Below are 22,660 nucleotides of genomic sequence, written 5' to 3' on the forward strand. Positions count from 1 at the left end.
ACGACACCCTCCTTTACATGTTGCCAACCATTGGTTGATCCACTTGATCTTGATCATATACGGTCGAAATACTTTTATTGTTATAAACTGTTACGTTATCACCTGTATTAAACGAACCAGCACCGGCATAAGTTTGAGCATTACTTTTAGGCATGATATTATATGCGTCACCCACGTTAACTACAGCGCTGCTACCGATACTGACAATATTTATTACTCCAACATAAGCAGGCATGACTGCACACCCTTTGTTCTTTTATGATTATGTATTATATGGCCATTTACCCCAAAACGTGATTGTAGACTATATATTGTTAATAAGTATTAAGTTTTAAATAGGAAGAAAAGGGGAAGGGGCATAAAAAAAGAGATGAGATCTCGTATTCTATAACAAAAAAAATACTAGCTGCAATTAGAATAAACTAATCGCAAGCTAGCTATTAGGCTCTCCTTTTAGAAGAGGTAAAGGTCGAGATCATATTCATGAGCCTGTCCAATTCCTGGCTACATAAAACTGTTTTTTTGTTCGTAAAACCATATCGTCCCGCATAATATACCATTCGGGCTCGTTTTTTCTCTATAACATGAAGCAGCAATTTAGTCACCAACTTTGTTCAAGAATAGGGAATTATGTCTAGGTCTCACGATGTATGTAATGCTATTATACAAAATCATTTTCATATGAGAAGACATTCGCTAAAAGAAGTGTAAAACTTACAAAATACTACAATATTCAGCTGCATTCAATCTTGTGATAGTGGAAATTGAAAGGTTTTTGTAGGATAAACTAGACGAAGTGTCGAATCGTAAGGAGCTATAGATGATATTGAATTTATTTTCGACAGTAGATTACAATCCTAGATTAATATAATTTATGATTTTTAAAAATGAATATTTTGTCATGCTTTTTATAACGGTTAATAGGTATAAAATCATAGCATATATTTTGAACAATTTGTGAATTTTTTAAAATCTTTTCCATTTCCAATTCATCTAGATTTTTCCTTATTCAAGCACTTATGTTATGATTATTGAGAATATATAATTGGGAGGAAATGAAATGATTCACTTACATATTACAGCGTGGGTAATCGCTATTATCTTAGCTTTAATTGTTGGGCATGGATACAAAAATGGTTGGAATGTGAAAGTTGCCCATATGATTTTACGTCTTTTATACTTCGTTATATTAGGAACTGGACTGTATTTATTTATTCATATTTCGAATAAAGAAAATATGCCTTCTAATATGATGATGCTTTATAACATAAAAATGACACTTGGTATTCTTATGTTAGGTGTGTTTGAATATTTCACTGTGTCTTCTAAGAAGCACCGTAAAATGGTTGTTCCTGCAACAATTTTTACAGTATTTATTTTAGCTTTATTATATTTAGGATTTAGATTGCCACAAGGTTTACACTTCTTTGCTTAATAAAAAAACTGTCACAATTTTCTTGTGGCAGTTTTTTGTATTTATGAAAGTTGTGTTAATAGGTAGCGGTTACCTGTTGCTTTCGTAAGTTCAAATCGATGGTTTTGTTCTTCAGATGAAATTCTAAATTGGTGATATACTGAACAAACAAGTTCTCCATTATCAAATACGATGAAATTTACTCCATCTGAAGGTGAACCCTCAGGTTGAAATGAAAGAAAGTTATGACAGTACAAGCAATCGTATAGGGAAAAACTATGTGTATTCAGTAGGTAAGCTAAAGTATAAAATGATTCATCGCTCAAATTTTTCAAGAGTGAATCGAAGCTATATAAAAGCTTTCTTTGAATACGAAGAATATCGCCATTTTGTAATTTTTTCTTTTTGGAATACTGAATAAGAAAATTACCATTTTTTAAAGAAGCAGGTACCCACTCTTCATTTATAGAAACTTCAAAATCTTCATCGACAAGATCCTCAAGTAAAAAAGCCTCATCAGTTTCATCATCGAAAAAGACCCATTCATCATTTATTTCTTCAATTGCTCCAATAGTGAAAGCGCGAGGTTGCTTTTGAAATAATTGTGATCGGTGCTTAAATTGCATTAAGTAACCTCCAGTTACAAGCGTTCTGCTGTTCATTGTTTATTTAGGTAGGTTCAGGTGAAAAGTAGTGATTCGGACATTTTATTGAATCATAAAATTAAGTATCTAATAGAATCTTTTTTTCGTTCGAACCTTTTTTTGAAACTCGAATATTGTTTTAAATGGATTAAAAATTTTACTCTATTTTCCGACCGGTATTAGGATTTATAAATCAGACTAGCTGCGTTTATTTCGATTTTAATAAAGCTGCTACTTTTTTCATTTATTGACATAACTTAACTATTTTATAACTATGCAAAAATTTAAAAAACGTATGGACAAATAATGATAAGTTTCCAACTTTTTTTGCGGATTAACGCACCTATTTTTAAAAACAATAATACGATATAGAATTAACTTTAGTTTTATAGGGAAATAGCCCAGAAAGGAGAAAAAAACATGTGCGGTATAACTGGGTGGGCAGATTTTCAAAATGATTTATCTAATGTAAATTCAGTGACAAAAAAAATGGCTGAAACATTGTCTAAACGAGGTCCAGATGATACGAATGTTTGGTCTTCGAATCATTGTAGTTTTGGCCACAAAAGGTTAGTTGTAGTTGATCCAGTAGGCGGAAAACAACCGATGCGTAAAACGAATGGTAACCTCACGTATACGCTTTGCTACAATGGTGAGTTGTATAATACAGAGGATCTTAGAAAAGAACTTCTAAAAAGAGGCTACACGTTTCAAGGGCATTCAGATACTGAGGTTCTACTAACAAGCTATATTGAGTGGAAGGAAGCTTGTGTAGACAAATTTAATGGAATATTTGCTTTTGCAATATGGGATGAAGAAAAGGAAAGTTTGTTCATTGCAAGAGATCGTTTAGGTGTTAAACCTCTATTTTATAAAGAAGATTATAAAAGATTATTATTTGCTTCAGAAGTAAAGGCGATTTTAGCAAACCCTGGGGTAAAGGCTGAATTAACTGAAGAAGGGCTCTCAGAAGTATTCGGACTTGGTCCATCTCGTACGCCTGGAAATGGTGTTTTTGATGGAATTAAAGAACTCCGTGGTGGTCATGCAATGACATTCTCAAGAAATGGACTTAAAATATGGAAATATTGGGATGTTAAAAGCGATATACACACGGATTCAGTTGATGAAACCATTGAAAAAGTACGTTTTTATGTTGAAGATGCAATCGTAAGACAATTAGTTTCTGATGTGCCTTTATGTACGTTTTTATCAGGTGGAGTGGATTCTAGTGCGATTACAGCCATCGCAGCAAATCATTACGCTAAAGAAGGAAAAGGACAATTAACCACATATTCAATCGATTATGAGGAAAATGATAAATACTTCACATCAAGTGTATTCCAACCGAATTCAGATGCACCATGGATTGAGTTAATGTCTTCAACATTTAATACGAATCATCAAAGATGTGTCATTACAAACGAAGAGCTAGTTCAATATTTAGACGAGGCTACGGAGTGTCGTGATCTTCCGGGAATGGCGGATGTTGATTCTTCATTATTATGGTTTTGTCAAAAAATTAAACAGAACTTTGTAGTAGGTTTATCAGGAGAATGTGCTGATGAAATTTTTGGTGGATATCCTTGGTTTCACCGAGAAGACGACTTGAATAGACCAGCGTTTCCTTGGATGAGATCAACAGAACTTCGTCAAAAGCTTTTAAAAGACGAATGGAGTAAGAAGCTGAATTTAGCTCAGTACGTTCAAGATCGATACAACGAGACTGTAAAAGAAACGCCAATCCTTGAAGGAGAAAGTCCATTAGAAGCTAAAAGAAGACAACTGTTTTATTTAAACCGCCAATGGTTTATGGCGCAATTATTAGATCGAAAAGATCGGATGAGTATGGGAGCGAGTCTTGAAGTGCGTGTTCCTTTTGCAGATCACCGACTTGTCGAATATGTATGGAATATCCCTTGGGAGCTTAAAATGTATGGTGATCGCGAAAAAGGTATCTTAAGAAAGTCACTTGAAGGTCTGTTACCAAATGATATCCTATACCGCAAAAAAAGCCCATATCCAAAGACGCATAATCCAGTATATACAAAATTAGTTGTTCAAAAATTAAAAGAAGCTTTAAAAGATAAAAGCTCAGCACTTTACGAGTTTCTTGATAAAGAGCAATTAAATAGTTTAGTTGAAAGTGAAGGAAAGGCATTTCAAGTTCCGTGGTACGGACAATTAATGTCTGGACCTCAATTACTAGCTCATTTATACCAAATTCATGTTTGGTTTAAAAAATTCAATATTAATGTGAAAGCTTAAAGTATAGGGGTGATCTTTTTCACCTCTTTTTTGTTTTTGATTAAATAAAGAAGCTTGAGCGGAGTGTGGAACTGCAAATGAGAAGTGGGGAAGTGCAATTTAATGAGAATTGCAAAAAAGAATGAGAATCGCAATTAAAAACGTAGAATCGCAAATAAATCAGGGATAATAAAAGCAAATGTCATATTCTTTGGGATAGTAGATGATATTCAATAAAAAATATAAGAATATAATTCAGATTCAACTGCTAGATAGAAAAAACAGCCACTTTTTCCGAAAAATCGTTTTGGTAAGACGGGGCATTCTTTAAAATTCTATCGAACAGTTTCACCAAGCATATATTGATAAGTTTCATAGCTGTATTAGTCTTAAGTCTCATCTATGAAAATGTAATATAATTAATCAATAAAAAACCTAGCCATGTAGAATGACTAGGTTTTAAAAATCTAATAATCATTTTGTAATGCGTCTCTTCCTTCTTCCCCAGTGCGAATTTTAATCGCGTTTTCAATAGGATATACAAATATTTTTCCATCCCCAGGTTTTCCGGTTTTTAAAACTCTTTTTGCTTCATCGATTATAGATTGAACAGGTACATCACATACGACTATTTCAACCTTAATTTTTTCATGTAAATTGATCGTTCGTTTTTTCCCTCGATACACTTCTGTATAGCCTGATTGCATTCCACAGCCTAAAACGTTCGTTACGGTCATTCCAGTGATTCCTACTTTTGAAAGGGCATCCTTTAAAATATCAAATTTATCTGGCCGAGTAATGATTTCAATTTTCGTTAATTTTGCTGTCATTTTTATCCCTCCTTAAATACTTGCGTCGTGATATGCTTTTTCTCCATGTATGCTTAAGTCAAGGCCGAGGTTTTCTTCCTCTTGATCGACACGAATGCTGATGAAAAAGCCTATAACTTTCACAATTAAAAAGGTAATAATTCCTGCAAAAAGATAGGTTGCACAGATAGCGAGTAGTTGTTTCCAAAGAAGTGATATGTCACCGTAAAAAAGTCCGTTTGCACCAGCACTATTTACTGATTTTGTAGCGAATAATCCTGTTGCAATAGCTCCCCATGTCCCTCCGATTCCGTGACAACCGAATGCATCTAATGCATCATCATATCCGAATTTGTATTTTAAGTATGTTACTGCTAAAAAGCATATGACGCCACCTAAAAATCCAATCACGATTGATGAGAGAGGAGTGACGAATCCGCAAGCAGGTGTAATTGCAACTAATCCAGCTACGGCACCACTAACTCCACCTAAAATAGTCGGTTTTTTATTTACATACCATTCCACAAGTACCCAAGCAACTGAAGCTGCAGCAGCTGCAGTATTTGTATTAATGAATGCAGTTAATGCTACTTCATTTAATGTTAAAGCACTACCAACATTAAATCCGAACCATCCAAACCATAATAGTCCAGCACCTAATACAGTTAGTGGTAAATGATGAGGTGATGTAGAGCCAAAATCTCGTCTTTTACCAAGAAGTAGAGCTAGAACTAAACCTGAAACACCGGAGGAAATATGGACGACTGTTCCACCGGCGAAGTCTAATGCACCTAGATTACGAAGCCAGCCATCTACGCCCCAAACCCAGTGAGCTAATGGATCGTAAACAAATGTCGTCCATAAAAGAGTGAATAATAGAAATGCTGAAAATTTCATGCGCTCGGCGAAGGCACCTGATATAAGAGCAGGAGTTAAAATTGCAAACATTAGCTGGAACATCATGAAAAGATTATGAGGGACTGTTGCGCTGTAGTTTTCATTTGGAGTAAAACCAACATCCTTTAAAGCTGCCCAAGAAAAGTTACCAATCAAATGATGAAAATCTGGACCGAATGCTAAAGAGTAACCAATTAACACCCACTGGATTGATACAATTGCCATAGCAGAATAGCTATGCATTGTAGTACTTAAAACGTTTTTACTTTTAACCATGCCGCCGTAAAAAAGTGCTAAACCAGGTGTCATGATCATGACTAAAACAGTTGAAATAAAAAGAAATACACTATCCGCAGCTTGAATACCGTTCATCTTCATTCCCCATTTCCTTAATGTTAGTTTTTATAACATCAAATGTTATATAAGTTATCATATTCAAAATATATGCAAAATTCAATAATAATTTCACGGAAAATCGAAAAAAATATATAAAATAATTATGAAAACGCTAACATATATCTGATTTGTTAGAAAATCTAACATAACGTAAATGAGTGAATAAAAATACAGACTCACATAAATGAGTCTGTATCTTCAATTTGCAAAATTAAAAAGTCGGTTTCTAGTAGATCAACACCAATTGAATCAGATTCAGTTGCAAACTGTTCGCCATTCCATACATTTGTAATTCTTTTCTTACCTAAATTTATTGGTGCTTGAACTGACTGTTTTTCGCTTGAGTTATTAATTATGATTAAAAAATGAAAATGATTATTCTTCCTTTCATACATAACAATGTCAGGTTGGTCAGTTTGTACCCAATTAAACTCACCGTCATTTTCTAAAACTGAGTATTTATTTCTTATAGAAATCAATTTTTTGATTGAATCAAAGATACTTAAATTAAATTGTGTTTTGTCCCAAAGCATACAGCTTCGACATTCAGGGTCATTTCCACCTTGTAGACCAATTTCATCTCCGTAGTAGATACATGGAGTTCCAAAGAAAGTAAATAAAAAAACATATAATAGGATCACTCTTTTTTCATTTTGATTACATTGTGTCAGTATTCTTGGTGTATCATGTGAACCTAATACATTGAAGAGTGCTTTGATTACAGGTAATGGGTACTGAGCGATTAAATCGTTAATCGAATATTGAAATTGTATCTTTGAAATCGTTTGATAACCGAAATAAGCAAAAAGTGATTTCATTAGAGGATAATTCATAACAGAATCAAATTCGTCACCTCTTAGCCATGGCATTGCATGGTGCCAAATCTCACCTACAATAAATAAATCCTTTTTTAGTTCCTTCATTTTTTTATTAAATAGTTTCCAAAAATAATGATCGATTTCGTTTGCTACATCTAAACGCCAGCCATCAATATTAAATTCTTTTATCCAATAAGAACCTATTTCGATTAAAAAATTCTGTACTTCTTTATTTTCTGTATTCAATTTTGGCATTTCCTTTACAAATGAAAAAGTTTCATATGCCAAGTTATTTTGTTCATCTTCAAAAAAGTGAAACCACTCAAAAAAGGCGGATTCCCTTCCGTTTTGCAAGGCATCCTGAAATGGGGGAAAGGATGCACTAGTGTGGTTAAATACTGCATCAAGCATTACTCGAATATTATTTTCATGACATTTTTCGATTAATATTTTTAAGACTTTTTCATCTCCAAAAGTAGGATCTATTCTAAAATAATTAATTGTATTATATTTATGATTAGAATTTGCTTCAAAAATAGGAGTTAAATAAATTCCGGATATTCCTAAATTTTTAAGATAATCTATTTTTTGAATAACACCTTCTAAATCACCACCAAAATAGCTTGAACTCGTTGGGAGAGTAGATCCCCACGGAGTAGAATTTTTAGGGTTATTCTTGTTATTTCCACTAGCAAAACGGTCGGGGAAAATTTGATACCAAGTCGTACTATTAATCCAACTTGGGGGCGAAATTAAATTGTTATTATGAAGAAATGGCAATGTAAAACAATTCGACTGATCATTGAGATTAAAATTGTTTGAAAATCCGCCCTCACCGTAAGATAGAGAATCTTGCTCATTTTTTAAAAGGAATTGATATTTCATTCGTTTATTCGGAGGGATCACATTTACTTCCCAGTAGTCAAATAGTTCTGTGGAAAATGCAAGATACATGGAGAGTGATGATTCAATTTGCCAACCTGAATCATTAAATTTGAATGGATCTCCGAAATAAAAAATAATTTCTGTGCAATCACCTTTTTTTGTTCGAATTCTTATACGATAGGTTTTATCATCTATTGAAAAAGCATATTGATCATATGGCTGATGATATATTGATTCAATTTGCATGATCCCACCCTTTATTTTTTAGTAAAATGTTATTATTAATGTCTATAAGGAATTAACTTGCTATCTAATTTAGTAACAGTATAATTAAATAGTGTGTGCAATCGCTTCCATTTTTATGAAATTTAAATTAACATTTGAATTTCATTGTAATATTTTGCAAAATAATGTAGAGAGTGAAATTTATGTACATGCGAGTGTCTTGCAGGGGGAGAAAAAATGAGGCGATTTGGTTTATTAATACTAGCGTCTGTACTATTTTTTAGTACATTACCAAGTATTAGTTTTGCAGAAAAAAAGACAACAGATTTAAAAAAAGAAATGATTTATCGAATTTTAGTTGATCGTTTTTTTGATGGTAATCCTATGAATGATAAAAATACAGACCCGAAAGATTTAAACAAATCTCAGGGTGGGGATTTAGATGGTATTACCCAAAAATTAGATTATCTTAAGGATTTTGGATATAATGCTATTTCGATTTCACCTATTTTTGAGAATGACGTAAATTCATATGATGGATTCTCCGTCGTTAATTTTAGAAAAATTGATCCAAGGTTCGGAACAAATAAAGACCTTCAGAAGTTGGTCAAAGAAGCGCATAAACGTAAAATAAAAGTTTATATTGATTTTGTTACAAATAATGCTTCGCCAAATAGTGAACTTGCTAAAAAAACGGATTGGTTTAATCCAGAAAATAGTACAAGTTCAGAAAAGAAATGGATAAATGGGTTACCTGATTTTAACCAAGATAACAATGAGGTAGCAAATTACTTAATCGAAACAGCTAAGTATTGGATGGATCAAGCTAATTTTGACGGATATAATTTACAAGAAGTAAATAATGTACCTGTTTCTTTTTGGAAATCATTTAACAATGAAATAAAAAAGAAAAATCCAAACTTCATCTTATTTGCTGATTTAAATGCTTCAAGTGAAATAGATCTAAATAAATATAAAAATTTAGGTTTTAATGGGATTTATAATGTAGATTCTGTAGATGATTTGGCAAATTCATTTTCTTCACAAAATCAATCTTTAACTGACATAATGAAGCTACAAGTGGATTTAAGTAAGCAGTTAGGCTCGACATTAATGATTAACTATTTAGATGATGAAATGACTAAGCGCTTTGTTTCATTAGCCGTAGAAAAAGGTGAGTATCCACCTTCAAGATTAAAGTTGGCACTTGCTTATTTATTTACAACACCAGGAATCCCATTGACTTATTATGGGACAGAAATTGCACTAAATGGTGGAAACATCCCTGATAATCGAAAAGGAATGGATTTCCGTACTGATGAAGATTTTTCAAAATATATTAAAAAACTGACTGAATTAAGAAGAACTTTACCGTCTCTTTCTGAAGGGGATTTTGAAGTGCTTTATGATGATTCTAAAGGTATGACTTTAATTAAGAGACATTATAATGATGAAACTACGATCGTTGCAATAAATAATACTTCTCTTGATCAAAAGGTTCATTTAGATTTTGATGTCATTAAAAAATCTAATGAATTAAGAGGTATGTTAAGTGATGATTTGGTTCGTCCAAATAAAAAAGGATTCGATATAGTCCTTAAAAGAGAATCTTCAAATGTTTATGCAGTTGCACCTAAAACTAGTTTAAACATTGGCGTGATTATTGCAATACCATCCATTTTTGTTGCGTTTATCATCTTTTTATGGTTTGCAAGAAGACGTAATAATGAGGTTAAATAAATACTAGTTTGCTTAAGCTTAGAATACTTGAAATGATTGCTGTCTTTTTTAGTATTCTAAGCAAATTAGAAGAGATTGAATCCACTAGATTCCAGTAAAATAAACGGGACATCGCCTTGTGAAGGAAGATGTGGATTTTATCAAGAATCAATAATCTTTTAAATAGAGTCTACATCTAAAGAGAAAATGATAACGTTTACATTCATTCGTAAATAAGGGGAATTAAAATGACGATTACAATTAAGGATGTTGCGAAGAAAGCGAATGTAGCGCCTTCAACGGTGTCTCGAGTTATCTCAAACAACCCAAGAATTAGTGAAAAAACAAAGAGGAAAGTTAGAAAAGTAATGGATGAACTAAATTATCATCCTAATTTAAATGCAAGGTCGTTGGCTAATCGATCTACGAAATCGATTGGATTAGTTTTGCCACCAGCATTAGATACATCATTTCATAATCCTTTTTTTGCAGAAGTGATTAGAGGTGTGACAGCGTATTCGAATCAAAAAGATTACTCTCTTTATTTTATTACAGGAAACAATGAAGATGAAGTTGAGCAAACTGTGATTAAAACAATTAGGGGTAGAAGAGTCGACGGAATTATTCTACTTTACTCAAAGGAAAATGATAAGATTATCGATTATTTAAATGAAAATAATTTTCCTTTTGTATTAGTAGGGAAGCCTGTTCATTCAATGGATGATATAACGTATATTGACAATGATAATTATGCTGCTGCGAGAGATGTGACTAATTATTTAATTGATCTTGGACATCGACAAATTTCATTTGTTGGAGGAGACAGTAGTCTTCTAGTAACTCAAAACCGATTACGAGGATTCCAAGATTCAATGCAATTAAACGGACTTTCTGTAAATGAAGAAGAAATTATATTTACATCATTTACGAGAGACGGTGGAAGGAAAGCAGTAAATCAAATGCTCGAACTTAAGGAGCTTCCGACTGCAATTGTTGTGACTGATGATGTATTAGCATTAGGAATTATAAGTGTATTAAGCGAACATAACATTTTAGTCCCAAATAATATTTCAATTATTAGCTTTAATAATGCAATTTTTGCAGAATTAGCAAATCCACCATTAACATCTGTAGATATTAATATTTATCAATTAGGCAATGAAGCAGCAAAAAATATTATTTCAAAAGTTGAAGAACCAGATGGTACTGAAAAAAGTATTATCGTTCCATATAAAATAGTAGTCCGTGATACATGTGTAAAGAATGAGAGATTAACGTTAGTAAGTGGTTAATTAAATTTATAAAAGTTAAAAAAGAGGATGATTACTTTCATCCTCTTTTTCTATGTATAAGTTTATCGGTAATTCAGGAATTGAACGTCAATAGATAAATCTGCACCTTTTACAGCAGCGATAATTGCTTGTAAATCATCTCTACTTTTTGCAGTTACACGGATTTGATCATCTTGAATTTGTGATTTTACTTTTAATCCACTATTTTTAATGATTGTATTGATTTTTTTTGCATTTTCTTTATCAATACCTTGAACTAATTTAGCTCTTTGTCTTACAGTACCACCTGAAGCACCTTCAACCTTACTGTAATCTAGGTTTTTAATAGGAACATTACGTTTAATTAATTTATTAATTAATACGTCTTTTAATTGCTCTAATTTATAATCGTCATCTGATACTAAAACTAGTTCTTCTTTTTCTAATGCAATTGAGCTTTTGCTTCCTTTAAAGTCATAGCGAGTTGCGATTTCTTTTGTAGCAAGTTGAATCGCATTCGAGACTTCTGGTAAGTCAACTTTTGAAACAATATCAAATGAACTTTCTTTTGACATAGATAGAATCCCTCCAATTCGTTAATACTTGTATTATAGTGTATGATAGACGAAGTAACAAACTTTCAGGTTAGCATGATATAATAATTTTTAGTTTGAAAGTTAAGAGAGGATGTAACAAAAAATGAGTTTACAAGCAGGAGAGATTGTAACTTTAGTTTGCAGTCGAGAAACGGATATTGGGTATATGCTTGTCCAAGATCAAGAAGAAGTATTTTTACATAAAAATGAGGCATCTGGTGAAGTTGAAATAGATCAAGAAGTTACTGTATTTTTATATCATGATTCCAAAGGTAGACTTTCTGCAACGATGGAAATGCCATTCATTACAACAGAAGGTTATGGATTTGCAAAAGTAGTAGATAAACTTGATGGAGTGGGTGTTTTTGTAAACATCGGCATTTCAAAAGATATTCTATTAGAAAAAGGTGACCTTCCACCTCTTCAAGAAGTATGGCCTGAAGAAGGCGATGAAATTTTTTGTACGTTAAAGCAAACAAACAAAGGTAGACTATTAATTAAAATTGCTACTGAACCAGTCATGAAAGAGTTTTCTGTACCGGCTGAACCGAGTATGCTTAATAAAAACGTTACAGGAATCATCTATCGTACTTTAAGAGTAGGTTCTTATATTTTAACTGATGAACGATTCATAGGTTTTATCCACGAATCACAGAGAAAAACTGAACCTCGTATTGGTGAAAGGGTAAGTGGACGCATTATTGATGTAAAAGATGATGGAAGTATTAACGTGTCACTTTTACCAAGGGTACATGAAGGATTAGATCAAGAAGCAAATGAAATTTATGAATATATGATGAGCCGTGGTGGGGCAATGCCTTACTGGGATAAGAGTGACGCAGAGGATATTAAAGTAAGATTTAATATTAGTAAGGCTTCATTTAAACGAGCGATGGGTAGATTATTAAAGGAAAATAAAATCTATCAAGAAGACGGTTGGACATACGCAAAAGAACTGTTTGAGAAGAAAGAGCAATAATTAGAATGTGAAACCACTTTATAGAATGAAGTGGTTTTTTTGCTATTTTTTTACAATTTACAGGCATACTAAACATATGAAAATTTAGGAGGCTTGTAGGTGAATGACAAAAAAGAATTGTTCATAAAAGTTCTTGTAGTAATATTTGGTGCATTTATGAATGCATTTGCAATGAATTGTTTTTTAATTCCTGTCAGTGTTTATTCAAGTGGTTTTTCTGGTTTAGCTCAGTTACTTACTAATTTATTAAATGATTTTACACCTTTTAGGGCTTCTACTGGTATCTTACTTGCAATATTAAATATTCCTGTAATCATTTTAGCATGGAAAAAAATAGGTCGATCTTTTACGTATTTTACGATTTTAAGCGTTGGAATAACTACGCTATTTTTAGAAGTAATTCCAGTAACGCCTCTATTCTCAAAAGATATTTTACTAAACGCAGTATTTGGTGGATTAATTGTTGCGGTTGGGATTGGATATACTTTAAAGTTTGGTGCTTCAACAGGTGGGTTAGATATAGTTGCTCTAGTATTATCACGTTCGAAAGGAAAACCCGTTGGTACATACTTCTTCCTGTTTAACGCGTTAATTATATTAACAGCAGGCTATATTTATGGAATGGAAAAAGCACTTTATACATTAATTAACCTATATGTAACGTCTAGATTCATTGATGCAATTCATACAAGTCATATTAAAGTAACTGCCTTTATTGTAACGACAAAAGGTGATGAACTGCGTAAAGAAATTCATTCGAAGCTAGTGCGCGGAATTACTGCAATCAATGCAAAAGGTGCCTTTACGAATCAAGATAAACAAATTTTAATGATGGTACTATCACGTTATGAGCTATATCATTTATCGAAAGTCATTAAATCAGTTGATGAAAAGGCGTTTACAAATATCGTTCAAACAATTGATGTGTTTGGAGAATTTAGGAAGTTTTAAGAGTGAAAATAACCGCCCAAAAATTAAATATTTACACTCTCCGAATGCTAGAAAAGACTCTTTTTTTAGTTCTTTAAATGAGTGACTGTAAGTAAAGTGACATGTAGGCACGATACATCTAAAATTAGATATTAATAATGGTATCGATCAAGAGAAAACTAAAGTAGGTGTCAATGCGTTTCAAGAGAATAATGATTTAGTTGTTGATGTAGTTGTGTGAATTAGAACTGGAGTTAGTTGTTTTAAGATATTTAGGAGAAGTCAAAAAATAGCGTGACTTCTCCTAAAGAAATTTAATTAATTATTTTATTCAGTAGCATTGAAATATCTTTTTTAAAAATTGATATTAGAGTTAATAAACAGATAGAAGTTATGAATAAAAAATATCTATCAAAATAATGATCTGTATGGATAACAATGCTTCCAAATATAAATAAAACTATTGCTCCTAGGAAGTACTTCGAGCTATTTGGAAAGAATTTTGTTAAATAATAGAATCCTAGAAGGAGAATTAGGAAAAGAATAACTTGTGCTAGCATTGAACTCAAGATATATCACCTCATTATCTTATCTTTGCATATACTGATGGTGGTGCCCATTTTAATACTAGAATTGAACATTTGGAACTTGTGTTATCTCTTAACTCTTTATAAATATAGTAATTACCAGCTGCCATTATTAACAGTAGCTTGTTTAAATAAATTTTTCATGTAATACTTCCAACTTATAATTTTTTGTATAGATTATCCAATGAAAACATTACTATATTATTTGAGGTATCGTGAGCCTTTATTTGATATATTGCATTTCAAATAAGGACAGTACATGTTGATTAATACTTGATATTATTAATGTGTTGTTGCAGAGGCTTTTTATATGATTCATTAAAACTCAAAGTAAAAAAACCATTCCAGTAATGCTGGAATGGTCCTTTTTTTCATTTGTTTAGATTTTGTATTGTTTCTATTATTATGCAAAAATTATTCCTCAAAAACCTCACCCAATTTGTGTAGGGTAGTTATCTTTTGTTTGGCAAATTTTTAAATTTGTTAAAACCTCTAAAAACACTTATATAATAGTGTTTCTAGAGGTTTTTTTAAAATATTTACATCGGTTAAATATTCTTAATAATAAGGCTTTTTCAAGTTTAGAAAGTTCTTATTGTCTTTCAGAAAGATTTAAATATACTTAAACTATTAGATGAAATTTTACATGTTTTTTATTCAATTAAACCGTTTTAAAAATATTAAAGATGATCGACACTTTTAGAAAAAGATTTCTTACCAGCCTGTGCATTTTTACTTTCTTGTGCATTTTTCTTTTCTCTTACAGCGTTATTATCTTTTGCTTTTTTGTCATTATCACTAGTAGGCATATTTAAGCTCCTTTATAAGAAATGATAATGTTAGGTTTGCCTTTATCACTTTAATTATGTATGAGTGTTCGTTTTTACATTTGGCTTTTGTTAAACAAGTATGATGTTTTTACAGAGGCAATTTTTAATTTAGAGAGAAGTTTTATTTTTTTTGAGGAGGAAGCAGAGTTGGTGGAAAGAAATAAAGAGCTTTTATTTAAGCTGGTTGTAGTAATGATTGGTGGTTTCTTAAATGCGTTTGCAATGAATTGTTTTTTAATCCCTGCTAATGTTTATTCAAGTGGTTTCGCAGGTTTAGCGCAGTTACTTTCAAATATTATAACTGACTACACTCCGTTTACAGCAACGACGGGGATTCTTTTAGCGTTATTAAATGTTCCTGTTATCGTCTTAGCATGGAAAAAAGTTGGACGTTCTTTTACGTATTTTAGTTTCTTTAGTGTAGGGGTAATGACGTTATTTTTAGAAATCTTACCTGTTAAACCGATTTTTTCAGATGATATTCTTCTTAATGCAGTTTTTGGTGGTTTAATTGCTGCGATCGGTATTGGAATGACATTAAAATTTGGTGGGTCTACAGGTGGATTGGATATTATCGCCTTAGTTCTTTCAAAATCAAAAGGGAAACCGGTTGGAACGTATTTCTTTTTGTTTAATGCAATTATTATTATTACAGCTGGCCAGTTATATGGAATGGAAAAAGCTCTTTATACTTTAATCAATTTATATGTTACTACTCGTGTGATTGATAGTGTTCATACAAGTCATGTTAAGCTAACAGCAATGATTGTCACTACAAAAGGTGAAGAGCTTAGAAAAGAAATTCATGCGAAACTTGTGCGAGGAATTACACAAATGAATGCTACTGGAGCATTTACTAAGCAAGATAAAGATATCTTAATGATTGTATTATCTCGTTATGAATTATACGATTTGGAAAGAATTATAAAAAGGGTAGATCCTAAAGCTTTTACGAATGTGGTACAAACCGTTGATGTATTAGGGGAATTTAGAAAGATATAAATAGATAAAGACTAGCAAAAAGCTGAAATTTGCTAGTCTTTTTTTGTTAATGGATCGATTTATTTAAATTTAGGATTTTCAGGTTTTTGTTTTCCTTTTAATTCATTAAAAATTGAAGCAGAACTTTGAGTATTCTCGCTTAAATGATTATTTTTAAGATGAAATCCGTACGAATCCATAAGCGTTTTAAACTCTCCAATTGTTAATGGTTTCGCATCCTCGGCTAATTGGAATCCTAATAAGCCATTTGGTTCAATTGTAGCAAACTTAATATCATCAAATTTATTAATTCCTTCATTTCGAATACGCATTTCTAATTGATCAACCGTTAACCGTAGCTTTTTTAAATTTTTAACATTCAACTTCCCGTTTTCTACTACAATTTTTGATTTTCCTGTAAAAAATTTTTCAAGAGTATTCGATTTCATCTGCAAATATTCTAATACAAGTAGAGTTAATACAAAAACTGTGGCAGCAACAATTGTTTTAGTTAAGCCTTTTTCAATAATTGGAGTAACGATAATTGTACCAATCGAAATCATAACAATTGTTTGGGGCAATGTCATTTGTGAAATTGATTTTCTTCCAGCTATTCTTAATAGTAAAATGCCAGCTAAAATTAATATGAATGAATGAAAAATAGTATGCATCATGTTAATTCCCCTTTCAAATATGGGTAAGGAGTACATATATATTTGATAAAGCTTAATTATTTTTTATAGACAATTAGATAAATACTTAATTAATTTTTCTTTTAATTTTAAGATTTATGCATTTGTTTCTAAATGAACAATGCTACTAATCACAACAATATTTCGCTGGAATTTTAAAGTAATTTCTCAGCTTTTTGGTATAATTTAGGATAAGGATACTAAAAAGGTGGGGATTATTTTGAAAAAGGGAACGATTCTCTTATTAGCTTGTTCGCTACTTCTTTCTGGTTGTGGTGCAAAGAGCGACAAGGAAATAAAACAAACACCAAGTACAAAACAAACTGTAGGTCAAATTAATGAGATCGACGTTGAAAAGCTTTCACCAACACTTGAGATTACAGAAGCTAACGGGATTGTGAAGATGAAATATTCAATACGTAATGATAATAAAATCCCTGTGAATTTTACATTCCCTTCATCGCAAACAGTTGATTTTACAATTAAAGATGAGAGTGGACAAGTAGTTTATCAGTCATCTCGAGAAATGGCGTATGCACAGGTCATTACAAATGTTGCAATTCTAAGTGGAAAGGCGCAAGTTTGGCAAGAGCAAGTTAATTTTGTAGATAAAAAACTTCCAAATGGGAATTATGAAATAACTGCAATTTTCGTTGCAACAAAGGTTAATGAGAAGGATCTAAATGGAGAAATTAAACCAGTTACCCAAACAGTTTCTTACTAGAAACTTTCTCCAGTAAATAAGATATAAACAGAGTGTTTTCATAAATAAAAAACAACCAAAGGATTAATCCAATGGTTGTTTTTTGTTTTTAATGCTTTAAATTAAGCATTAAAGCTTTGTCTATTATTAGCTTTTCGCTCTTCTGCTTCAGCTAATGTAAAGTGATAAGGGAATTTTTCAGAGTACTTTGTAACAGAATCAGAACTTTGTTGAATAAAGCGCTTAGACTTATTACCTTTGCCCATCGTGATTCCCTCCTAAATAGGAAAGCTTTTTGTTTTTGACTTCTTAAGAAATTCCAATAGTAATTGATCAATATCAAAAACTGGATAATCCTTATTGGTGAAGTCCTTAATAGAATGCACAATTAGCAAATTGTTATAAGTGGTTATTATTAGTTATCTTTGAAATTAATGACAACGAAAGTGCTATAAATTATAATTTTAAGTTGAAAAAATCTTCAAGAAAAATCGCGATTCCATCATCTTGATTAGATAATGTTGTGTGGTTTGCAATATTCTTTAATTGATGAATAGCATTATCCATTGCAACACCATGGCCCGCATATTCAATCATTTCCAAATCATTGTCCTCATCACCAAAAGCTATAATGTTTTTTCGAGGAATATTATAGTATGATGCTACTTTTTGTAGTCCTATTGCCTTATTCATACCAGCTTTAACAATTTCGATTATATGATGAGGTGCTGCCCAGCGGCGGTGATCAATTACCTCAGCATGGACATTTGATAAGTGCTCACGAATACTTGCAACATGAGACTCTTCACTATCGATTAGAAGACATGTTGGAGCTTGAATAAGATTTTCAACTAAATCTCCATGGATAATATCTTCTTTTAAATAGTGGAAAAGTGGGAGTATCTCCTCTTCGTGTTTATCAGCGTATACATCGTCCATTACTTCAGCATACATATTTTTTAATTCATACTCTCTACAAGAACTAATTACCTCTTTTGCTACTTCTAAAGGTAATGATTCGTGATAAACTCCCCATGAATCATCTAGAGGGTGATGAACATAAGCACCATTAAAGTTTACAATTGGAGTTGTAAGGTTTAATTGTTCATAATACATTTTACTAGCTCTAAAAGGTCTACCTGTTGAAATACATACTTCATGACCCTGAGTCTTTAACTGTTGGATCACTTTTAAAGTACGTTCGGATATTATTTTTTCATCCGTTAATAAGGTGCCGTCTAAATCTAGTGCAATTAAGTGTTTTGTTTTCATATTCATCACCTTTTATTTTTTAATGTGAATCTTTTTAAGAAAAAATATTATTGGGTAAAAAGCCAATAATTACTAATGATACCATCTTTTTAAAAGAAAAAACTTTATTTTTAGAGGAACAATAAGAACCTAAATAGAAGGAGGAATGAATTATGGGTCAAGCACATCAATTTCGACCAGGCGACAAAGCACCAAATAATGGGGTATACGTGGAAATCGGTGAAACAGGAAGCAACGTAACTCGTCCAAAACAAATTAAGCTTCAGGCTGGAGAAGTTTTTCCAGATACACAAAACCATAACAGAAAATGGACATATAAATCTAAATTTAAATAATTGATTGTAAATTTAGCATAATGGGCTCAATATTAAAAACTTAAAAAAGATAAAAAAAGCGCTTTCGATTAATTGATCGAAAGCGCTTTTATGTGTTTACAATATACAAAATATTGAATGTATTTATCAAAATTTTAGTATTTTATAAATTATCTAAAACTATAAATCATGACATATGTATATACCAAGTTGAACGTTTTTGGGTGCTACAACATATGTTATATATAGATTTTAGTGGTGTTTTGCAACAGGTTCATTAGGAATTATTGCTTCGCTAAGAACTGAAATAGCTAATGATAATACTACAGCCATAACTGAAGCAGTTGTGAAATTATATACTCCGCCAGTCATTGAACTTAAAACGTAAGCTCCCATTTGGCATAAAACAAAGCTCCAGAACAATGTCATAATAAAACGCACTCTAATCACTCCTATCTAGTTAGTTCTTATCATATTATATACCTAGAAATTTGATAATTGAAGTTATAATTAAAAAGTTTTAATTAAAAAAAGTAACTTAAGAATTTTTTTATACCTATTTTATAATTCCCCAAAAATACTACATTAATAATAAGGTGATAAGAATGCCTGTAACTGAGAGGTTTTTTAAACAAGAGGATCAATATGCAGTTATTCATCTACCTATTAGACCGAATGGTTTCGGAGTACTCTATGTCGGTGGGAATACACATTACGTAGATAATGCACATAGTTGCTTATTGCAGCATTTTGATAAAAGAAAGCTATTATCAACTTTAACAGATGAAGGATACACAGTATTCACTTCAAATTTATATGGGAAAAATTGGGGTTCTGATGACGCTGTCGATTTAGCAGAAAGCTTATATCATTCAGTTATGAGAAAAGAAATTTTGAATCCATCAATTCATATAATTGGTGAAGGTACTGGAGCATTAGTCGTTTGTAAATTACTTGGCCTCTTAAAAGGAAAAGTCAGAAGTATTTCATTATTAAATCCTTCGTTAAATTTAAAAAATGAATTAGATTTAGAAAGAGAAAATAAACTGTTCTATAAAAGAACAGTTCATGAAATTTTAAAAGCATATAAAGCTTCGGATATATATATGGTTATAGATAGAGAATGTTTTTTTTATGAAACAATCTCACCAATTAAAATTTACACAACAACGAGAAATCATTATAAATGGAAAAGCGATATTAGACTTTTAGAAGAAGAGCGACATAAAAATAATTTACCGCTTTCGATTTTGATATCATTAGAAGAGAAAAAATTTGATTGTGGAAAAAACTTAATAAGGTTTTTAAAAAAATATCAGGATGTTTTATAGTCTCTATATTTTTTTTGAATAAATTTCCTAAAAGAAGGAGGTTAATAATGAAAAGGTGTGCTGTTATTGGATCTAGTGGATTTATAGGATATGAGTTGGTTTGCCAACTAATGGAATATAATGATGTTTCAGCCGTTGTGATGGAACAAGGAAATGAAAGTGATTTAATAAGTGAAGAAAAGATCTTCTCAATTGGAAGAAATGCAAGGGTCATCTTTTTGGATGAAGAGCAATTTTTAGTAGAGAATGAGCAATATGATACCATTTTTATTTGTCATTTTTATGACGAACTTAAGTTAAAAGGTACAATTAATAGTATAGAGTTTACCGAAAAACTGTTTAACAAGATGATTGGCAAAAGTAAGGATATTATCTTTTTATTATCTTCAAAAAAAGAATTAGCAGATTTAGAAAGAACAGTTAATGAATTGAGTAAAAATATAGATTGCAATATTACTTATATTGAAATTCCATCTTTATATGGACCCTGGGAGCCATCTGCCGGCTTAGTACATGAATTAATTGTTCAAGACCTAGGAAAGAGAAATGTTTCGATTAAAAATGTATACGGTTCTAATGAAATTTTATTTGTAGAAGATGTAGGGAAAGCGATTCGGATCATTTCTGAGAAGGAATTAAAAGAACATAAATATATCATCACAGCTAAACAATGTATGTTCTTACCAGAGGACGGGAATTTCACTGGATTACAAAATATGATCGAAGGAATAAAGTTCGCTCAAATGAGAAACTATATTGATGCAACTCCTTTTGTTATTATTAATACAACTTCACTTGAGGACGGTATACAAAAGCAAAAACAGCAAATTCAACAGCATTTTCATCTTTACTAATGAAATACATTCCCCCTATATAGACTTCATGAGTATGAAGAAAATACTTCCTCATCCAGCATATAAAGAATGATAAAAGGAAATAGTTCGTTTTTGAACTATTTCCTTTTTTGTAGTAGAATACATTAGTTTAAAAATTCGCTTTGGATTTAAAGTTCGTCCAAAGTGGTATTCTTTTTAAGAAATGATCTAACTTTTTTACATAGCCTAGATTTTAAAAGATAAAAATGTAGACAAAGTACATATTATTTCATAAAATTAGTACCAGGTAATAATATGAAGAAGACATAAAAATAATAAAGTAAGGCGGGGATATTCATGAATGCTGGAATTTTAGGTATTGGCTCATACGTACCCGAAAAAAAATTAACTAATTATGATTTAGAACAAATGATGGATACTTCAGATGAGTGGATTGTTAGTCGAACTGGAATTAAAGAAAGAAGAATTGCTAGTGACGAACAAGACACTTCTGATTTAGCATATGAAGCTGCGGTAGAAGCTTTAAAAGATGCAAATGTAAAAGCAGAAGAACTTGATTTAATTTTAGTTGGAACTGTTACTCCAGATAAGTCGTTTCCATCAGTTGCATGTGTAATTCAAGAAAAACTTGGAGCTAAAAATGCTGCTGCAATGGATATTAGTGCAGCTTGTGCTGGATTTATTTATGGTGTTGTTACTGCAGCTCAGTTTGTTAATACTGGAACATACAGTAGAATTCTTGTAATCGGAGCTGAAAAGTTAACTAAAATTGTTAACTGGGAAGATCGAAACACGGCAGTTTTATTTGGTGACGGTGCAGGTGCCGCGGTTATCGGACCAGTAAGTGAAGGCAGAGGAATTCTTTCTTATGAATTAGGTGCGGACGGTACTGGTGGTAAACATCTTTATAAAGGTGGAGATCACTTAATAATGAACGGACGAGAAGTGTTTAAATTTGCAGTTCGTCAAATGGGAGATTCTTGTGAAAGTGTATTAAAATTAGCAGGATTAACGAAAGAAGAAGTGGATTTCCTAATTCCACACCAAGCGAATACTCGTATAATGGACGCAGCTAGAGAAAGATTACAGCTACCTAAAGAAAAAATGAGTGTAATTATTGATCGTCATGGTAATACATCTTCATCTTCAATTCCAATTGCATTAGTTGAAGAATATAAAAAAGGTAATGTTAAAGAAGACGATGTATTAGTATTAGTTGGATTTGGCGGCGGATTAACTTGGGGTGCAATTGCACTTCGATTCGGAAGATAATCTAATTGAAGG

24 protein-coding genes are annotated in these 22,660 nt (G+C 31.7%); 12 read left to right on the plus strand and 12 right to left on the minus strand.

Translation table 11 applies throughout. The annotated features are described in order from the left end of the window. Positions 1–13 precede the first annotated feature (13 nt). Together AB1282_RS11800 and AB1282_RS11805 are read right to left on the minus strand one after the other, a co-directional pair. Positions 14–235, minus strand: coding sequence for a spore germination protein (locus AB1282_RS11800; RefSeq protein WP_056473587.1), 222 nt, complete (start codon positions 233–235; stop codon positions 14–16). Positions 236–440: 205 nt separating this feature from the next. Continuing rightward, positions 441–596 (minus strand): aspartyl-phosphate phosphatase Spo0E family protein, encoded by a 156-nt coding sequence (locus tag AB1282_RS11805; protein WP_088012099.1) that lies wholly within the window; start codon positions 594–596, stop codon positions 441–443. A gap of 464 nt (positions 597–1,060) precedes the next feature. Between AB1282_RS11805 and AB1282_RS11810 the strand changes: the two genes are divergently transcribed. Continuing rightward, a complete protein-coding gene (locus tag AB1282_RS11810; RefSeq protein WP_056473589.1) occupies positions 1,061–1,435 on the plus strand; it encodes a DUF1516 family protein in 375 nt (124 codons plus the stop codon). Between the two features lie 41 nt (positions 1,436–1,476). On the opposite strand, the gene AB1282_RS11815 is transcribed toward AB1282_RS11810, so the two are convergent. Continuing rightward, positions 1,477–2,040 (minus strand): DUF2777 family protein, encoded by a 564-nt coding sequence (locus tag AB1282_RS11815; RefSeq protein WP_056473591.1) that lies wholly within the window; start codon positions 2,038–2,040, stop codon positions 1,477–1,479. A gap of 438 nt (positions 2,041–2,478) precedes the next feature. Between AB1282_RS11815 and asnB the strand changes: the two genes are divergently transcribed. Beyond that, positions 2,479–4,326 (plus strand): asparagine synthase (glutamine-hydrolyzing), encoded by a 1,848-nt coding sequence (asnB, locus tag AB1282_RS11820; RefSeq protein ID WP_056473593.1) that lies wholly within the window; start codon positions 2,479–2,481, stop codon positions 4,324–4,326. 446 nt (positions 4,327–4,772) lie between these two features. Here asnB and AB1282_RS11825 read toward each other — a convergent pair whose 3' ends face one another. The 3 genes from AB1282_RS11825 to AB1282_RS11835 form a co-directional block, all read right to left on the minus strand. Further along, positions 4,773–5,135, minus strand: coding sequence for a P-II family nitrogen regulator (locus tag AB1282_RS11825; RefSeq protein ID WP_056473594.1), 363 nt, complete (start codon positions 5,133–5,135; stop codon positions 4,773–4,775). Positions 5,136–5,147: 12 nt separating this feature from the next. After that, entirely contained in the window at positions 5,148–6,374 is a 1,227-nt protein-coding gene (locus AB1282_RS11830) for an ammonium transporter (RefSeq protein ID WP_156339718.1), read from the minus strand. A gap of 209 nt (positions 6,375–6,583) precedes the next feature. After that, positions 6,584–8,356: a glycoside hydrolase family 13 protein gene (locus AB1282_RS11835; RefSeq protein ID WP_056473596.1), complete on the minus strand. Its 1,773-nt coding sequence runs from the start codon at positions 8,354–8,356 to the stop codon at positions 6,584–6,586. 216 nt (positions 8,357–8,572) lie between these two features. Between AB1282_RS11835 and AB1282_RS11840 the strand changes: the two genes are divergently transcribed. Further along, a complete protein-coding gene (locus tag AB1282_RS11840) occupies positions 8,573–10,075 on the plus strand; it encodes an alpha-amylase family glycosyl hydrolase (protein ID WP_056473598.1) in 1,503 nt (500 codons plus the stop codon). Positions 10,076–10,302: 227 nt separating this feature from the next. Next, on the plus strand, positions 10,303–11,346 hold the full coding sequence (locus tag AB1282_RS11845) for a LacI family DNA-binding transcriptional regulator (protein ID WP_390311005.1): 1,044 nt from the start codon (positions 10,303–10,305) through the stop codon (positions 11,344–11,346). Between the two features lie 62 nt (positions 11,347–11,408). Here AB1282_RS11845 and AB1282_RS11850 read toward each other — a convergent pair whose 3' ends face one another. After that, a complete protein-coding gene (locus AB1282_RS11850; protein WP_056473601.1) occupies positions 11,409–11,900 on the minus strand; it encodes a YajQ family cyclic di-GMP-binding protein in 492 nt (163 codons plus the stop codon). Positions 11,901–12,024: 124 nt separating this feature from the next. Here AB1282_RS11850 and AB1282_RS11855 point away from each other — a divergent pair, with 124 nt between their 5' ends. Together AB1282_RS11855 and AB1282_RS11860 are read left to right on the plus strand one after the other, a co-directional pair. After that, entirely contained in the window at positions 12,025–12,900 is an 876-nt protein-coding gene (locus AB1282_RS11855; RefSeq protein ID WP_056473604.1) for a CvfB family protein, read from the plus strand. 99 nt (positions 12,901–12,999) lie between these two features. After that, positions 13,000–13,851, plus strand: a complete 852-nt coding sequence (locus AB1282_RS11860) for a YitT family protein (RefSeq protein WP_056473606.1) — start codon at positions 13,000–13,002, stop codon at positions 13,849–13,851. 1,246 nt (positions 13,852–15,097) lie between these two features. Here the strand turns inward: AB1282_RS11860 and AB1282_RS11865 are convergent. After that, a complete protein-coding gene (locus AB1282_RS11865) occupies positions 15,098–15,226 on the minus strand; it encodes a DUF3941 domain-containing protein (RefSeq protein WP_082459548.1) in 129 nt (42 codons plus the stop codon). A 213-nt stretch (positions 15,227–15,439) separates the two neighbouring features. Here AB1282_RS11865 and AB1282_RS11870 point away from each other — a divergent pair, with 213 nt between their 5' ends. Continuing rightward, complete coding sequence (locus AB1282_RS11870) at positions 15,440–16,249, plus strand: YitT family protein (RefSeq protein ID WP_056474230.1); 810 nt, start codon at positions 15,440–15,442, stop codon at positions 16,247–16,249. 59 nt (positions 16,250–16,308) lie between these two features. Here AB1282_RS11870 and AB1282_RS11875 read toward each other — a convergent pair whose 3' ends face one another. Next, the gene (locus tag AB1282_RS11875; RefSeq protein ID WP_429901129.1) at positions 16,309–16,899 is read right to left on the minus strand and encodes a DUF421 domain-containing protein; all 591 of its coding nucleotides are present in this window, start codon (positions 16,897–16,899) and stop codon (positions 16,309–16,311) included. 241 nt (positions 16,900–17,140) lie between these two features. Between AB1282_RS11875 and AB1282_RS11880 the strand changes: the two genes are divergently transcribed. Then, positions 17,141–17,644 carry a BsuPI-related putative proteinase inhibitor gene (locus AB1282_RS11880; RefSeq protein WP_056473608.1) on the plus strand — a complete coding sequence of 168 codons (504 nt, stop codon included), beginning with the start codon at positions 17,141–17,143 and terminating at the stop codon, positions 17,642–17,644. A 101-nt stretch (positions 17,645–17,745) separates the two neighbouring features. Here the strand turns inward: AB1282_RS11880 and AB1282_RS11885 are convergent, their stop codons facing one another. Further along, a complete protein-coding gene (locus tag AB1282_RS11885) occupies positions 17,746–17,889 on the minus strand; it encodes a hypothetical protein (RefSeq protein WP_165347023.1) in 144 nt (47 codons plus the stop codon). Positions 17,890–18,079: 190 nt separating this feature from the next. Continuing rightward, the gene (locus tag AB1282_RS11890; protein ID WP_429899155.1) at positions 18,080–18,895 is read right to left on the minus strand and encodes a Cof-type HAD-IIB family hydrolase; all 816 of its coding nucleotides are present in this window, start codon (positions 18,893–18,895) and stop codon (positions 18,080–18,082) included. A 152-nt stretch (positions 18,896–19,047) separates the two neighbouring features. On the opposite strand from AB1282_RS11890, the gene AB1282_RS11895 reads away from it, so the two are divergent. Further along, positions 19,048–19,230: a YjzC family protein gene (locus tag AB1282_RS11895; RefSeq protein ID WP_056473610.1), complete on the plus strand. Its 183-nt coding sequence runs from the start codon at positions 19,048–19,050 to the stop codon at positions 19,228–19,230. Between the two features lie 231 nt (positions 19,231–19,461). Here AB1282_RS11895 and AB1282_RS11900 read toward each other — a convergent pair whose 3' ends face one another. Then, positions 19,462–19,650 carry a YjzD family protein gene (locus tag AB1282_RS11900; protein ID WP_056473612.1) on the minus strand — a complete coding sequence of 63 codons (189 nt, stop codon included), beginning with the start codon at positions 19,648–19,650 and terminating at the stop codon, positions 19,462–19,464. A 164-nt stretch (positions 19,651–19,814) separates the two neighbouring features. On the opposite strand from AB1282_RS11900, the gene AB1282_RS11905 reads away from it, so the two are divergent. The 3 genes from AB1282_RS11905 to AB1282_RS11915 all read left to right on the plus strand — a co-directional run bounded on the left by AB1282_RS11905 (position 19,815) and on the right by AB1282_RS11915 (position 22,648). Then, positions 19,815–20,540, plus strand: coding sequence for a hypothetical protein (locus AB1282_RS11905; protein ID WP_056473614.1), 726 nt, complete (start codon positions 19,815–19,817; stop codon positions 20,538–20,540). Between the two features lie 47 nt (positions 20,541–20,587). Next, positions 20,588–21,394: a hypothetical protein gene (locus AB1282_RS11910; RefSeq protein WP_429899156.1), complete on the plus strand. Its 807-nt coding sequence runs from the start codon at positions 20,588–20,590 to the stop codon at positions 21,392–21,394. A gap of 318 nt (positions 21,395–21,712) precedes the next feature. Next, the gene (locus AB1282_RS11915) at positions 21,713–22,648 is read left to right on the plus strand and encodes a beta-ketoacyl-ACP synthase III (protein WP_056473618.1); all 936 of its coding nucleotides are present in this window, start codon (positions 21,713–21,715) and stop codon (positions 22,646–22,648) included. The last annotated feature ends 12 nt before the right edge of the window (positions 22,649–22,660 follow it).

It is taken from the genome of Gottfriedia sp. S16(2024) (assembly GCF_050473765.1).
Lineage (GTDB): Bacteria > Bacillota > Bacilli > Bacillales > Bacillaceae_G > Gottfriedia.

What these genes read in the sequence shown, in the direction of transcription:
- AB1282_RS11800 (WP_056473587.1), bottom strand. Translation starts at nt 235, where the DNA reads ATGCCTGCTTATGTTGGAGTAATAAATATTGTCAGTATCGGTAGCAGC.
- AB1282_RS11810 (WP_056473589.1), top strand. Translation starts at nt 1,061, where the DNA reads ATGATTCACTTACATATTACAGCGTGGGTAATCGCTATTATCTTAGCT.
- AB1282_RS11815 (WP_056473591.1), bottom strand. Translation starts at nt 2,040, where the DNA reads ATGCAATTTAAGCACCGATCACAATTATTTCAAAAGCAACCTCGCGCT.
- asnB (WP_056473593.1), top strand. Translation starts at nt 2,479, where the DNA reads ATGTGCGGTATAACTGGGTGGGCAGATTTTCAAAATGATTTATCTAAT.
- AB1282_RS11825 (WP_056473594.1), bottom strand. Translation starts at nt 5,135, where the DNA reads ATGACAGCAAAATTAACGAAAATTGAAATCATTACTCGGCCAGATAAA.
- AB1282_RS11835 (WP_056473596.1), bottom strand. Translation starts at nt 8,356, where the DNA reads ATGCAAATTGAATCAATATATCATCAGCCATATGATCAATATGCTTTT.
- AB1282_RS11840 (WP_056473598.1), top strand. Translation starts at nt 8,573, where the DNA reads ATGAGGCGATTTGGTTTATTAATACTAGCGTCTGTACTATTTTTTAGT.
- AB1282_RS11845 (WP_390311005.1), top strand. Translation starts at nt 10,303, where the DNA reads ATGACGATTACAATTAAGGATGTTGCGAAGAAAGCGAATGTAGCGCCT.
- AB1282_RS11850 (WP_056473601.1), bottom strand. Translation starts at nt 11,900, where the DNA reads ATGTCAAAAGAAAGTTCATTTGATATTGTTTCAAAAGTTGACTTACCA.
- AB1282_RS11855 (WP_056473604.1), top strand. Translation starts at nt 12,025, where the DNA reads ATGAGTTTACAAGCAGGAGAGATTGTAACTTTAGTTTGCAGTCGAGAA.
- AB1282_RS11865 (WP_082459548.1), bottom strand. Translation starts at nt 15,226, where the DNA reads ATGCCTACTAGTGATAATGACAAAAAAGCAAAAGATAATAACGCTGTA.
- AB1282_RS11870 (WP_056474230.1), top strand. Translation starts at nt 15,440, where the DNA reads ATGATTGGTGGTTTCTTAAATGCGTTTGCAATGAATTGTTTTTTAATC.
- AB1282_RS11875 (WP_429901129.1), bottom strand. Translation starts at nt 16,899, where the DNA reads ATGCATACTATTTTTCATTCATTCATATTAATTTTAGCTGGCATTTTA.
- AB1282_RS11885 (WP_165347023.1), bottom strand. Translation starts at nt 17,889, where the DNA reads ATGGGCAAAGGTAATAAGTCTAAGCGCTTTATTCAACAAAGTTCTGAT.
- AB1282_RS11890 (WP_429899155.1), bottom strand. Translation starts at nt 18,895, where the DNA reads ATGAAAACAAAACACTTAATTGCACTAGATTTAGACGGCACCTTATTA.
- AB1282_RS11895 (WP_056473610.1), top strand. Translation starts at nt 19,048, where the DNA reads ATGGGTCAAGCACATCAATTTCGACCAGGCGACAAAGCACCAAATAAT.
- AB1282_RS11905 (WP_056473614.1), top strand. Translation starts at nt 19,815, where the DNA reads ATGCCTGTAACTGAGAGGTTTTTTAAACAAGAGGATCAATATGCAGTT.
- AB1282_RS11910 (WP_429899156.1), top strand. Translation starts at nt 20,588, where the DNA reads ATGAAAAGGTGTGCTGTTATTGGATCTAGTGGATTTATAGGATATGAG.
- AB1282_RS11915 (WP_056473618.1), top strand. Translation starts at nt 21,713, where the DNA reads ATGAATGCTGGAATTTTAGGTATTGGCTCATACGTACCCGAAAAAAAA.